At 34.3% G+C, this 12,574-nt stretch carries 15 protein-coding genes; 7 read left to right on the forward strand and 8 right to left on the reverse strand.

The features are described from left to right. Window positions 1-3: 3 nt before the first annotated feature. Genes DMB92_RS02625 through DMB92_RS02640 form a run of 4 tightly spaced genes read right to left on the reverse strand, consistent with a single transcriptional unit; the run spans window position 4 to window position 3,629 of the window. Complete coding sequence (locus DMB92_RS02625; RefSeq protein WP_142681498.1) at window positions 4-963, reverse strand: biotin-dependent carboxyltransferase family protein; 960 nt, start codon at window positions 961-963, stop codon at window positions 4-6. Then, window positions 944-1,684, reverse strand: a complete 741-nt coding sequence (pxpB, locus tag DMB92_RS02630; RefSeq protein ID WP_142681499.1) for a 5-oxoprolinase subunit PxpB — start codon at window positions 1,682-1,684, stop codon at window positions 944-946. The genes DMB92_RS02625 and pxpB overlap by 20 nt, the downstream gene beginning before the upstream one ends. After that, window positions 1,677-2,849, reverse strand: coding sequence for an NRAMP family divalent metal transporter (locus DMB92_RS02635; RefSeq protein ID WP_142681500.1), 1,173 nt, complete (start codon window positions 2,847-2,849; stop codon window positions 1,677-1,679). The genes pxpB and DMB92_RS02635 overlap by 8 nt, the downstream gene beginning before the upstream one ends. Before the next feature lie 15 nt (window positions 2,850-2,864). Further along, complete coding sequence (locus tag DMB92_RS02640; protein WP_221886243.1) at window positions 2,865-3,629, reverse strand: LamB/YcsF family protein; 765 nt, start codon at window positions 3,627-3,629, stop codon at window positions 2,865-2,867. Window positions 3,630-3,867: 238 nt separating this feature from the next. On the opposite strand from DMB92_RS02640, the gene DMB92_RS02645 reads away from it, so the two are divergent. From DMB92_RS02645 to DMB92_RS02670, 7 genes are read left to right on the forward strand one after another with little or no spacing between them, the layout of a single operon-like run. Next, window positions 3,868-4,785 carry a DMT family transporter gene (locus DMB92_RS02645; protein ID WP_142681502.1) on the forward strand — a complete coding sequence of 306 codons (918 nt, stop codon included), beginning with the start codon at window positions 3,868-3,870 and terminating at the stop codon, window positions 4,783-4,785. Then, window positions 4,786-5,595, forward strand: a complete 810-nt coding sequence (gene kdsA / locus DMB92_RS02650) for a 3-deoxy-8-phosphooctulonate synthase (RefSeq protein WP_142681503.1) — start codon at window positions 4,786-4,788, stop codon at window positions 5,593-5,595. Between the two features lie 2 nt (window positions 5,596-5,597). After that, window positions 5,598-6,068 carry a 6,7-dimethyl-8-ribityllumazine synthase gene (gene ribH, locus DMB92_RS02655; RefSeq protein ID WP_142681504.1) on the forward strand — a complete coding sequence of 157 codons (471 nt, stop codon included), beginning with the start codon at window positions 5,598-5,600 and terminating at the stop codon, window positions 6,066-6,068. A 1-nt stretch (window position 6,069) separates the two neighbouring features. Next, window positions 6,070-6,462 (forward strand): transcription antitermination factor NusB, encoded by a 393-nt coding sequence (nusB, locus tag DMB92_RS02660; protein WP_142681505.1) that lies wholly within the window; start codon window positions 6,070-6,072, stop codon window positions 6,460-6,462. Then, window positions 6,459-7,139: an orotidine-5'-phosphate decarboxylase gene (gene pyrF / locus DMB92_RS02665; protein ID WP_142681506.1), complete on the forward strand. Its 681-nt coding sequence runs from the start codon at window positions 6,459-6,461 to the stop codon at window positions 7,137-7,139. The genes nusB and pyrF overlap by 4 nt, the downstream gene beginning before the upstream one ends. Continuing rightward, window positions 7,129-7,263 (forward strand): hypothetical protein, encoded by a 135-nt coding sequence (locus DMB92_RS09335; protein ID WP_260604724.1) that lies wholly within the window; start codon window positions 7,129-7,131, stop codon window positions 7,261-7,263. The genes pyrF and DMB92_RS09335 overlap by 11 nt, the downstream gene beginning before the upstream one ends. 4 nt (window positions 7,264-7,267) lie before the next feature. Continuing rightward, entirely contained in the window at window positions 7,268-8,431 is a 1,164-nt protein-coding gene (locus DMB92_RS02670) for a glycosyltransferase family 8 protein (RefSeq protein ID WP_260604734.1), read from the forward strand. A 107-nt stretch (window positions 8,432-8,538) separates the two neighbouring features. Here DMB92_RS02670 and DMB92_RS02675 read toward each other — a convergent pair whose 3' ends face one another. The 4 genes from DMB92_RS02675 to DMB92_RS02690 all read right to left on the reverse strand — a co-directional run bounded on the left by DMB92_RS02675 (window position 8,539) and on the right by DMB92_RS02690 (window position 12,574). Then, on the reverse strand, window positions 8,539-8,769 hold the full coding sequence (locus tag DMB92_RS02675) for a hypothetical protein (RefSeq protein WP_142681508.1): 231 nt from the start codon (window positions 8,767-8,769) through the stop codon (window positions 8,539-8,541). Between the two features lie 105 nt (window positions 8,770-8,874). Beyond that, window positions 8,875-11,289: an efflux RND transporter permease subunit gene (locus DMB92_RS02680; protein ID WP_142681586.1), complete on the reverse strand. Its 2,415-nt coding sequence runs from the start codon at window positions 11,287-11,289 to the stop codon at window positions 8,875-8,877. Continuing rightward, window positions 11,289-11,870 (reverse strand): phospholipid-binding protein MlaC, encoded by a 582-nt coding sequence (locus tag DMB92_RS02685; RefSeq protein WP_142681509.1) that lies wholly within the window; start codon window positions 11,868-11,870, stop codon window positions 11,289-11,291. The genes DMB92_RS02680 and DMB92_RS02685 overlap by 1 nt, the downstream gene beginning before the upstream one ends. An 11-nt stretch (window positions 11,871-11,881) precedes the next feature. Next, a complete protein-coding gene (locus DMB92_RS02690) occupies window positions 11,882-12,574 on the reverse strand; it encodes a VacJ family lipoprotein (protein ID WP_409513384.1) in 693 nt (230 codons plus the stop codon).

Here is a 12,574-nt window from a genome sequence, read left to right on the forward strand (position 1 = left end):
TCCTTAAACCAAATTTTCAAAGTCTAAATTTAAGCTTTTATCTAAACAAGATAAACTTTCTTCTCTTTGCTTATAAAGCCTCAAGGCTTCTTGTATATCAATGCGTTCAAAACGAAGTTTTGTTCCTATTTTAGCCTGAGCAAGTAGATAAAGATCGCTTTCTATCACACTAGCAATCATAGTATAACCTCCGGTGCTTTGTCTTCCAGCCATTAATACAATAGGTAATCCGCTAGCTGGTACTTGTATAGAGCCAAAAACAACAGGTTGAGAAATAATATCAGCTGAATCTTTATGCTCAATCCTTTCATCACTTTCGCAATAAATACCCATTCTATCGCTTTTTGAACCAACTGTATAAAGCGTATTTAAAAAACTTTGTATGCCTTTTTTACTAAAAGCACTTTCATTTAAAAGAACGCGAACTTTTATTTGCGTATCTAGCTGTAAAATTGGATTTTCTATGCTTCTTTTTTCAAGATTAAAAGGCACAAAAATGTCCTCACAGGGCAAAATATCGCCTTCTTTTAAAAAGCGTCCCTCAAAAAGCCCAACACCCATTTTAATATCACTTGACTTACTTTGCAAAAAAGGCTTGACCTTAAAACCACCAGCCACACATAAATACCCACGAAAGCCTTTTTTGGCTATGTCTAAATTTAAGATCATACCTTTTTTTGCATGATATACCTTAGAAGTTTCGATATTTTTTCCATCAAGCTTTGCTGCAAAATCAGCTCCACTTAAAACAAAATAATGATCACTTAAAAACTCGTAAACTCCGCCTTGCAAACAAATCTCCAAACCTGCTTCATCTTGATGATTGCCAAGCAAAATGTTAGCCATTCTTAAAGAATAAGCATCCATAGCCCCACTTCTTGCTATACCTAAATTTGCAAAGCCTCTCCTGCCCAAATCTTGCAAACTTGAAGCCAAAGATGCCTTAAGAATCTTTATACTCATAAACTACTCTTTCATAAGCATTTCTTTCAAGCCTTTGTTTGATATCATCAAACTCAGCCCTATCAATAGCCTTAAATTTTAAAAACATTCCAGCCTTAAGTAAGGTGGGATCAGTTTCATTTTCTTTATCAAAAAATTTCAAAGGACTTCTTGCTATGATTTGCCAACCTCCCGGGCTTGAAATAGGATAAATTCCTGTTTGTTTATCAGCAATACCCACACTTCCTGCTTCAATTTTTAGGCGAGGAGAAGAAAGTCTTGGAGTAAAAAGCCTCTTATCAAGTCCTCCTAAATACGCAAAACCAGCCATAAATCCAAGCATAAAAACCCTGTAAAAAGGCTTTGTATGTAAGCTGATAAGCTCTTCTTTGGAACATTTCGTATGCATACAAACACTTTGCAAATCAAGCCCAAATTCCTCATCATAACAAAGAGGAAGCTCTAAACATAGACTAGGCTGAGTGTTTAAGAATATTTTTTCATGTTTTATATGTTCTAAAAAAATACTCAGCCTTTCTAAGCTCAATTTACAAGGATCAAAGTAAATAAGCAAGCTCGCATAAGCACTAACAATTTCTTCAATACCATAAATTTCATTTTCCTTTATAGCCTTTTGAATACGCTCTTGCATAGCCAAAACTTCAGCATTAATTTCATTTGAAATCTCTTGCTTAAACAAAAGCAAAAGAGAAGTTGTGCTGTTATAATGAACCTCAAACACCAAAAATCCTTATCATGGTAAGTACAGCCAAATAAGACATTAAAACAACGATTATAAGACCAAAAACACTCATCCACAAAGGATGTTTATAATCTCCTACTATACTCTTTTTATGTGCTGCTATGATCATGATCACTAAACTTACAGGCAAAATCCAACCATTAATCGTCCCAGCTAGGATCAAAAGCTCAGCTGGAGACTTTCCAAGCACGATGAAAACAAGGCTAGAAACACAAATAAAAACTATAACAACAAAGCGGTTATAATTCTCAAAAAGTCTATGGAAAGAACGGATAAAAGAAACAGAAGTATACGCTACACCTATAACAGAAGAAATACCTGCACACCAAAGTACTACTCCAAAGAATTTAAGTCCCAAATCCCCTAAAGCATAGTGAAATACAGAAGCTGCTGGATTTGACTTATCCAAAGTAAAGCCCTGACTTACCACTCCTAAAACAGCCAAAAATAAAACCACTCTCATAATGCCCGTTACTATGATACCACTAATAGCAGCCTTATTGACTTGTTTTAAATTTGACTCTCCTGTAAGATTTGCATCAACTAAGCGGTGTGCACCTGAAAAAACTATATATCCACCAACAGTGCCTCCCACCAAAGTAACTATAGCTATAGTATCGATCTTCATAGGCACAAAACTTTGTTTAAAAGCCTCAAACATAGGAGGTTCACTTACAACAGCCACATAAGCTGTAAGTATAATCATCACAAAACCAGCTAAAACAATGAATTTATCCATAAATTCCATAGCTCTTTTGAATATAAAGATCCCAACAGCTAAAACTGTGCTGATAATAGCTGCATAAACTATAGGCAAATCAAAAACAAGACTCAAACCCAAAGACGCTCCTGCTATATTTCCCATATTAAAAATAAAGCCTCCAGCAGCTATCAAAAGGGCTAAAACATAGCCAAGATAAGGAAAAACCTCATTAGCTATATCTTGACCCCTCTTCTTTGCAACAGCAATAATCCTCCAAATATTTAACTGAGCCCCTATATCAAGTATGATAGAAACAAGGATCACAAAGCCAAAACTTGCAAGCAACTGCTCGGTAAAAGTTGCTGTTTGCGTTAAAAAACCGGGTCCTATGGCTGAGGTTGCCATCAAAAAAGCTGCGCCAAGTAAAGCTGTTTTATTCATTTTTTCTCCCTTTAATCACACAAGTTCTTCAAGAGGGCAGATTTTTATACCCTCTTGTTCAAGCGTTTTTCGAATTCTTTTTACAAAATTTAAAGCCTTGACATTATCTCCATGAACACAAATGCTATCAACCTCAAGATCAATTTCCTTGCCATTAATGCTTGTTGTCTTATGATCTTTAATCATTGCAACAACACGCTCAATAGCCTCATCTTCATCTTCAATCACAGCACCTGCTAATTTTCTTGAAACCAAGGTGACATCATCATTATATGCCCTATCTGCAAAGACTTCATTAGCATATCTAAGACCCTTTTTTTTAGCGATTTCTCCCATTAAAGAACCGCTTAGTCCCATGATGATAATATTGTCATCAAATTCTGCTATACTTTCACAAAGAGCTAAGGATAAATTTTCATCAAAATTAGCCATATTATAAAATGCACCATGTAACTTAAGATGAGAAATTTTCATCTTATTTGCTTTGGCAAAAGCATATAAAGCCCCAAGCTGATACAAAATGTAATTCTTCGCCTCCTCAAAGCTTATATACATGTTGCGTCTTCCAAAACCTAACAAATCAGGATAAGAAGGGTGAGCTCCTATGCAAACACCATATTTTTTAGCTAATTCTAAGGTCTTTGCCATAACACAAGGATCTCCTGCATGAAAACCACAAGCCACATTTGCAGAGCTTACAAATTGCAATATCTCATCGTCCATTCCCATTTTATAGATACTAAAAGCCTCTCCTAGATCGCTATTTAAATCTACTTTCACTTTGATTTCTCCTTAAAATGTTTTACTAAAGAGATATTCTATAATATTTTTTCTTTGAAAATGTGTAATTTTGTATAATAAAATAATTTTAATGTTACTATTAGTAATAAATTTGGACTAGAAAAGACTATTCTTTAACCCACTTCATCACTGAGAATATTTTAAAAATTTCTTTTATTTTAACTCATTTTAAAAGATAAATTAAGTACAATCCCTTTTAAAAATTAAAGAGAAAACAATGTTAAGGATAATCAAACACAATCTTGGTGTGTATTTTATGATCATAGCCTGCTTAGATTTTACTCTAGTTGGAGCTTGTGCCAAGCTTTTGGGCGATGAGCTTTCATCAGTTGAGATCATGTTTTTTAGAAATGCCATTGGGGTTATTTTTATGCTTTATATACTCAAAAAAATCAAGATACATAAAGAAGGTAAACACCTATGGCTTCTCATTTTTAGAGGGATAACAGGAGCTCTTTCTTTATATCTTTTTTTCTATAATGTTTCAAATATCTCACTTGGAGGGGCATTTGCTTTTCAAAAAACCTCACCAATTTTTATTACGATCATAGCCTTTTTTATTTTTAAAGAAAATATAGGCTTAAAAGGTATTTTTGGGATTTTAATCGCCTTTTTAGGCGTGCTTTTAGTCTCTCAACCTTGGGCAGATACACACTCGCACACAGGCTTTGATTTTAAAAACTCTTCTCTTGGTGTTTTAAGTGGGTTTTTAGCCGCACTTGCTCTTACTAGCGTGCGTCAGCTTCGAAAGTACTATGCTACAGAGCTTATAGCCTTTTCTTTTATCTTGATTGGGACCTTACTTCCAGCCTTATCGATGATCATAGGGGAATTTTACTCTCCACCAAGTCTTGATTTTCTCTTTACTCCCTTTGTTATGCCAAGTTTAAAAGCATGGTTTTTGATCGCTGTTATGGGCTGTTTTGGCACAATTTATCAAATTCATGTTACCAAGGCTTATGGTGTGGCAAAACAAGCTGGGGTTGTGGCTGGGGTAAGCTATTTGGATGTAGTTTTTTCTCTTATTTTGGGTATAATTTTGGGCGATGATTTACCAAGTGCTATGGTTTTTATCGGTATAATTGGCATAGTATTTGGCGGATTGATTTTAGTGAAAAAACAAAAAGGAAAATAAATGAAAAAAATGATTTTGATCGCAGGACCTTGCGTGATTGAGAGCAAAGAACTTGTTTTTAAAGTAGCAAACGAGCTTAAAAGCTTGGCACAAGATGAAAGGATAGATTTTTATTTTAAATCAAGCTTTGATAAGGCAAATCGCACCAGCATAAGCTCTTTTAGAGGACCCGGACTTGATGAGGGGCTTAAGATTTTACAGGCTGTAAAAGATGAATTTAACATGAAAATTCTAACCGACATTCACGAAAGCACCCAAGCTACACCCGTAGCACAAGTAGCTGATATGATGCAAATTCCAGCCTTTTTGTGCAGGCAAACAGACTTGCTTGTAGCAGCTGCAAAAACAAAGGCTCAGGTTAATATCAAAAAGGGTCAGTTTTTAAATCCTGCCGATATCAAATATAGCGTTAAAAAGGTGCTTGAAACAAGAGGCGTGAAAGATGAGGGCTTTGAGGTGGCTTTGAAAAACGGCGTTTTTGTAACTGAGCGTGGGGCTAGCTTTGGCTATGGAAATTTAGTCGTTGATATGAGAAGCCTTGTCATTATGCGTGAGTTTGCTCCGGTGATCTTTGATGCAACTCACAGCGTGCAAATGCCCGGTGCTGCAGGGGGGAAAAGTGGAGGAAAAAGCGAATTTATCGAGCCTTTAGCAAGGGCTGCTGCTGCGGTTGGCGTTGATGGCTTTTTCTTTGAAACGCATGTAAATCCTTGCGAAGCACTTTGCGATGGACCAAATCAACTCACCCCAGCAAGACTTAAGGCAAGTGTCGAACAAATTTTAAAAATTCAAGAAAGCATAAAGGAATAAAAATGAAAATCATAGAGGGAAAATTAAATTTAAAAGGTAGCGAAAAAATTGCCATTATCAATGCAAGGTTTAATCACATCATTACCGATCGCTTAGTAGAAGGAGCTAAAGATGCTTTTTTAAGACATGGAGGCAAGGAAGAAAATTTAAGCCTCATTTTAGTGCCGGGTGCTTTTGAGCTTCCTTTTGTCTTAAAAACAGCCATTGAGAGTAAGAAATTTGACGCAATTTGTTGCTTGGGTGCTGTGATCCGCGGCTCAACGCCTCATTTTGACTATGTTTCAGCTGAGACGACTAAGGGCATTGCAAATGTGAGCTTAGCACACAATGTGCCTGTAAGTTTTGGAGTTTTAACCACAGACACCATAGAACAAGCCATAGAACGAGCTGGTAGCAAGGCTGGAAATAAGGGCTTTGAGGCTATGACAACTTTGATTGAAATTCTAAATTTAAAACTGAATTTGAAAGCTTAAAATGGCGACGCGTCATCAGGTAAGAACTTGCGTTGTGTCCTTACTTTACGCAAATGAGATGAATGAAGAAAACACGCAGTTTATAGATGAGTTTTTAGAAGAAAAAAAAATTCGCAATGAGCAAAAAAACTTTGCTTTGGAGCTTTATAAGGGCGTTTGTGAGAATTTAGCAAGGCTTGATGAGCTTTTGAGTGCGAATTTAAAAGAATTTGAAAGGCTAAGCAAAACTGAGCTGATGATTTTAAGGCTAAGTGCTTATGAGCTTTGTTTTAGCGACACGCAAAAGGCTATCATCATCAATGAAGCCGTAGAACTTGGCAAAGAACTTGGCAATGAAAACTCATCAAAACTCATCAATGCTGTGCTTGACGCACTTCAAAAGGACTTAAAATGAAGCTTTGCGTAGCACTTGATCTAGCAAGCAAAGAAGAGTGTTTGAAGCTTGCAAGCGAGTTAAGAGGGCTTGATTTGTGGCTTAAGGTTGGCATGCGTGCTTTTTATAGGGAGGGTTTTGCTTTTATTGAGGAGCTTAAGAAAATCGGTGATTTTAGGATTTTTTTAGATCTTAAGCTTTATGATATCCCAAATACCATGGCTGATGCTTGCGAAGAGCTTGCTAAATTTGGTGTTGATATGATCAATCTTCACGCAAGTGCCGGAGAAATAGCACTTAAAATCTGCATGCAAAGACTAAACACACTTAAAAGTCGCCCTTTGGTGCTTGGAGTTTCGGCACTTACTAGCTTTGATGAGCAAGGTTTTCATCAAATTTACAAGCAGAATTTAAAAGAAGCGGTGGAAAATTTTAGCAAAATTTGCTTTGAAAGTTCGCTTGATGGAATGGTTTGCTCGGTTTTTGAAAGCAAGCTTATCAAAAATGCTACAAATCAAAATTTTCTTACCTTAACGCCTGGAATTCGCCCTTTCAAAGAAGAAAGCGATGATCAAAAAAGAGTGGCTGACATTCAAAGGGCAAAGCAAGAAAATGCTGATTTTATCGTGGTTGGTCGTCCTATTTACAAGGATAATGAGCCAAGAAAGAAATGTGAAAGGATTTTAAATGAACTTTGATATAGTCTTTGTAGCCGATGATAAATACATTAAATTTACAGCCGTTTTAATGACAAGCATTATAAAAAACACACAAGGGGGGGGGGGCTTTAAGCCAGAAATTTCATTTTCATATCATCAGTGATTTTATAAGTGAAAAAAATCTTAAAAAACTAGATAAACTTAGAGCTAAATTAAATGAAATTTATCCTTGCGAACTTTCAAATTATACTATAAAAGAGGATTTTTCTCAGTTTCAAACCTTTGGCGAGGGACTAAATCACGCTACTTATTTTAAGCTTAAAATCGCTTCTATCTTGCCAAGTCATATAAAAACTTGTCTTTATTTGGATACTGATATGCTTTGTGTGGGCGATATAAGAGAGCTTTTTGAGCTAAATTTAGAAGATAAGATTTTAGCTTGTGTGCTGGATAAAAAGAGTTTAAACACACAAAAGATTTTACACAAAAAAGATCCAAGTAAAGACTATATTTTAAGGCTTGATAAGACTTATTTTAATGCTGGCTTTTTGTTTATTAATTTAAACAAATTTAGACTTGAAAATATAGAAGAAAAGATTTTTTTATTACTCAAAGACTATGTGGTTGATATCCATGATCAAGGTGCTTTTAATGCTGTGTTGTGTGATAAAAAGGATTTGAAAATTCTTTCTTTTAAATACAATTTTTTGCAACATATCAATTTTAAAACCCAAACTTTTTACACGCAAAAAGAATGTGATGAGGCTTTAAAAGATATAAAAATCATTCATTATACAGACAAAAAGCCTTGGAATAGCTTTTTGGCAAATACCTTAAATTTACAAAATACTCATATCAAACTTTGGTGGGATATGGCTTTAAAAACACCTTGTTTTAAAAAAGAGTTTAAAAAACTTCAGTTGCAAGCCTTAGAAAATGAGCTTTTAAATTTGATCGATCCTAGAATGAGTAATGCAAGATTTAGGATAAAAACAAGTCTTGCTTATGAACTTGGAGCTTGTCTTATACGAAATCAAAAATCTTTTAAACTGCCATTTTTACTTATCAAAATAGCACTAAAACATAAACAGCTCGAAAAGATATATCAGCAAAGAATTTTTTATAATCCAAATTTAGCCATGCCACCTTTAGAGCTTTGTAAGGATTATCAAAATGCTTTAAAACTTGAAAATCATCTTTCCTATCAACTTGGAAATGCCTTTTTGAAAGCTTGCAAAACTTGGTATAAGGGAGGATTTTTTATCTTTTTAAAACAAGCAAATGAGATCAAAAAAGAATTTAAAAAAACTAGGAGGCTTTTTATTGTATAAAATGAAAGCTTATTTTTGAATTTCATTTGTTCTTTCAATCATTTTTAAAATCATTAAAGAAGCACCAAAAAAAGCACTTAAAGCAATAATTGCACAAATTATACCTATCATTGTAACTCCTCAATATCTTTTAAATTTTTAAGAACCTTTTTTGCACAAATATATAAAAGAATGCAAAGCACCATGATGCCAAGCATTATCGCCACTGCCTTTACCAAATCAATACTTTGATAATTAATCACAGAATATCCAAAAATACCAAAAATGGCAGTCAAAAAAGCTAAAATCAAAGCCTTAAGTATATCAATTTCAAGTTTAATTCTTTCTTTTTTACTCATTTCACTTCCATAACAAACAGATGAGATAATTCTAATACCTCTTAACTTAAATTTATATGAATACAAAATGAATACATGTAAATCTACATAAAAATTGTATAAATACTAAACCTTTTTATAAAAAGTGCTTAAAAAGCAAGGCAGTAAAAACAAGCTTCCCAAGAGCAAAAGTAGCATAACAAGTATGGTTAAAACGCCAAAATAAATCGTTGGGATAAAATTGCTACTCATCATCACGCTAAAGCCTAAAACTATGGCAAAGGTGGTGTAGTAAATCGCTGAACCTATGGATCTGTGCGTTGTAAAAATGGCATTTTCTAGGCTTTGCTTTTTAAGCTCTTCTTTAAAGCGATATACATAATGCAAGGCATCATCAACGCCTATTCCTATAGCAATGGCAGCTATAGTGATACTCATGAGATCAAGAGGCAAGCCCAAAAATCCCATAAAGGCAAAAACCAAACTCAAAGGTATGATATTTGCTAAAATTGCTGCACTTGCATATCTAAAACTTCTAAAAATCACCACAAATAAAGAAAAGATCACAAGCACCACAAAGGCTAGGGTATTAAACTGCGACGCAAAAAGGCTTTGAAGCATGTTATTGTATAAAAGCATGATTCCTGTTAGCTTAAAATCAAGCTCTTCATCTTTTAAAAGCGTTTTAAGCTCTTCATTTAACTCTTTTAAAAAATCATCTCTTTTTAAATTTTTATCAGAATCAATGATACGCATGGAAAATCTCAGCTCATTTTCTTCTATATTTACAAAAGGAGAAAGCAAATCTTGCTTAAAATGAGGAGGTAAGTTTTCATTTAAAAAAGCAAGGGCGAAATCGTCCAAATCCCTGCCCTCGTTAATATCCTTTCCTAAGATAAGTAGGCTATTAAGACTTAAAACTGAGCCGATAAAGCGTTTTTGCACAAGGTATTCATGCACCCTTTTAGCTATCCTTGTTTTCCTAGAATCAAACCAATAAGTTTCTTTGCTTGACAAGGCTTCAAATTCATCTTCAAAACTATCATTTGAATGAGTTTTTGTTTCATTTTTCTTAAATTTAATGATAAGATCTAAGGGCAAGGTCCCGCCTAAATTTTTATCAATAACAAGCAAGCCTTGTTTGATCTCGCTACTATCTTTAAAATAATTTACAAAAGAGTTTTCAACCTTAAGTTTAGAAATACCCAAAAGAGCTAAAAGAACAGCAAAAAAGCAAATCACATATATACTTTTTTTGTATTTTAAGCTTGTATTTGCACAAAAGCTTAAGAAGCTGAAATTAAATTTCCTTAAAGCATACGCCCTTGGCTTTAAGCAAGGTAAAATGCTTGCAAAGAAAAGATACGAAAGAATCAAACTCACACTTATACCAAGACTCATCATAATGCCAAGCTTAATGATAGGCTCAATGCCAGAAAAAAGCAAACTTAAAAAGCCTATGGCTGTGGTTAAAATAGCATAAAAACTAGGCTTAGCCTTGGCTAAAAGAGTGGCTAAAACAAGTCTTTGGATGCTTGCTTTTGGAAAGTTGTGGCTAAGTTCTACAAAATGAGCAATAAGATGAATGATAACAGAAACGCAGATGATAAGCATTAAAGCTACATAGTTTGAAGAAATGACCGTGATAGGAAAATGAAATAAAGCAAAAATTCCACTTGCACTACTTAAAGAAATAAGACATACAAATAAGGGCAAAATCACAAAACGCCACGCCTTAAAAAACCACCATAAAGCAAGGCTTAAAAGCAAAATCAAACTCAAACCATAAACAAGCAAATCATCTTTGATATAAGAAATCATATCATCAGCGATCAAACTCACCCCACTGATATGAAGATCAATATCTTCTTTTTCATAAGCTTTCATCTGCGTTTTGATCTCTTGCAAAAGCTTACTTGTTATAAGTTTTTGCTCTTCTTGGTGTTTTTTGATAAGAAGGCGAAAATGTGCTTTTTCATTTTCATCTTTTGCCTCATCTCTTAAAGAAATAAGCTCTGTGTATCTTAAATCAGGCTCAAGATAAATGATCAAAGCAGCAGTTTTACCATCTTTTGAAATGATATTACCTTGATAAAAGGGGCTATTAGTAAATTCCCATTTTGCTTTTGTAAGATTTATATCCGCATCTTTTAGGGTTGGGATATGTTTAAGTAAATCTTTTAAGTCCTTATTATCGCTACTTTTAAGCAAGGGAGCATTAAGAGGGCTTAAAATTCTATTAATGCCTGAAATTTGTTCTAAATTTGTGTGTAAAGAGGCAAGTTTTTCTAAATTTGACCTTGAAAAAGGGTCTTGATCTTTAGGAGAAAAGCTTAGCATTAAGAAATTATCGCTTTTATAATGCTTGCTAAGCTCTCTAAAAATTTTCAAATCCTTATCATCTTCTAAAAGCAAGCTTTCAGCACTTGCATCAACTGAGAGCTTAAAAGCAAAGCTACTTAAGATGATACAACACAAAAGCGTAAAAAAAAGACTTGTTTTTTTATACGCTATGAGGATTTTAAGGATTTTTGAAAATATCATTTTTGATAAAAATTAACGGCTTTGATTTTTTCTAACAGGGTTTGAAAATTCTCATTTTCCAAAACATCGCCAAACTGAGTTCTATAAGTTTGTATAATGCTCACGCCCAAAACATCGACATCATAAATGAGCCAGTCTTTTTGGGGATTTTGATAAAATTTAAACACTACAAATTTATCCTCCCCATCAATTCTCATCACGCTTGTTAAAAAATATCTCGTGCCTTTGTCATTTTTTTCTCCTTTGACAATCTTTAGGGTTTGATCCTTGTAAAGATGTAATTTATCAGTGAAGCTTTTTTTAAGCTGGGCTTCAAAAGCCTCGCTAAATTGCTTTTTTTCAGCCTCGCTAAGCTTGTCATAGTGTTTAGATAAAGAAAGTTTAGCCATAAGCTTATAGTCAAATATAGGATCAAAAAGCTCAAAAATTTTTCCTGCTGCCTTGCTTTTATCTCCGCTTGTATTTTTTAGTATCAGCAAGGTTTTATCGATATTTTCTTGCATAGTGCTTGAGATATTTTCAAGCTTTAGGGCAAAAGAAGCCACCACAAAGACGCATAAAAATGCTAAAGTTTTCATTTTTTCTCCTTTTATTTGCTCATTTCAATGCGTCTTTGCTCATAAGCATCACGCAAGAAAGGATAGACATTTGGGGTATTATAATAAAGCTCATCAAGTGTATCAGTTTGAAAAGACAGCTCATTCATCACTACATAAGAATTTACAGCTAAACTAACATAAAATGGCTCTATATAGCCTGTTGGGACTAAATACCAATTCACAGGCATTGAAAGCGTGTCTCTAAGATTGCTAGGACCAAGTATAGGCAAAACAAGATGAAAGCCACTGCCAACACCCCAATGTGCCAAGGCTGTTCCAAAATCAGCCGGATACTTGGCAATGCCTGTGTTACTTGCCGCATCGATGACCCCAAAAAAGCCAAAAAACATATTTACGCCAAATCTTTTAAACTCTATACCCACTTCCTTAAATTTAAACTGCAAGAGCAAAGAGCTTACACGCATAGGCATAGCAAGATTGCCCATGATATTTTTTACTCCTGTGCGTAAAAATTGTGGTGTGATAAAATTATAAGATTTAATCGCCGGTCTTGCTACATAGCTATAAAAGCCTATATTAAAGCTTGTCATCATTTTATTGTATCCTGATAAGGGATCATTAACCTTAAATTCTTCAAATTCTGCTTCAAAGTCATCAAATTCATCGCACAAGCTTACACTTAGGCATAAAAAAAGCAACAAGCAAATTCTTATCTTCAAAAT

It is taken from the genome of Campylobacter sp. MIT 99-7217 (assembly GCF_006864365.1).
Classification (GTDB): domain Bacteria; phylum Campylobacterota; class Campylobacteria; order Campylobacterales; family Campylobacteraceae; genus Campylobacter_D.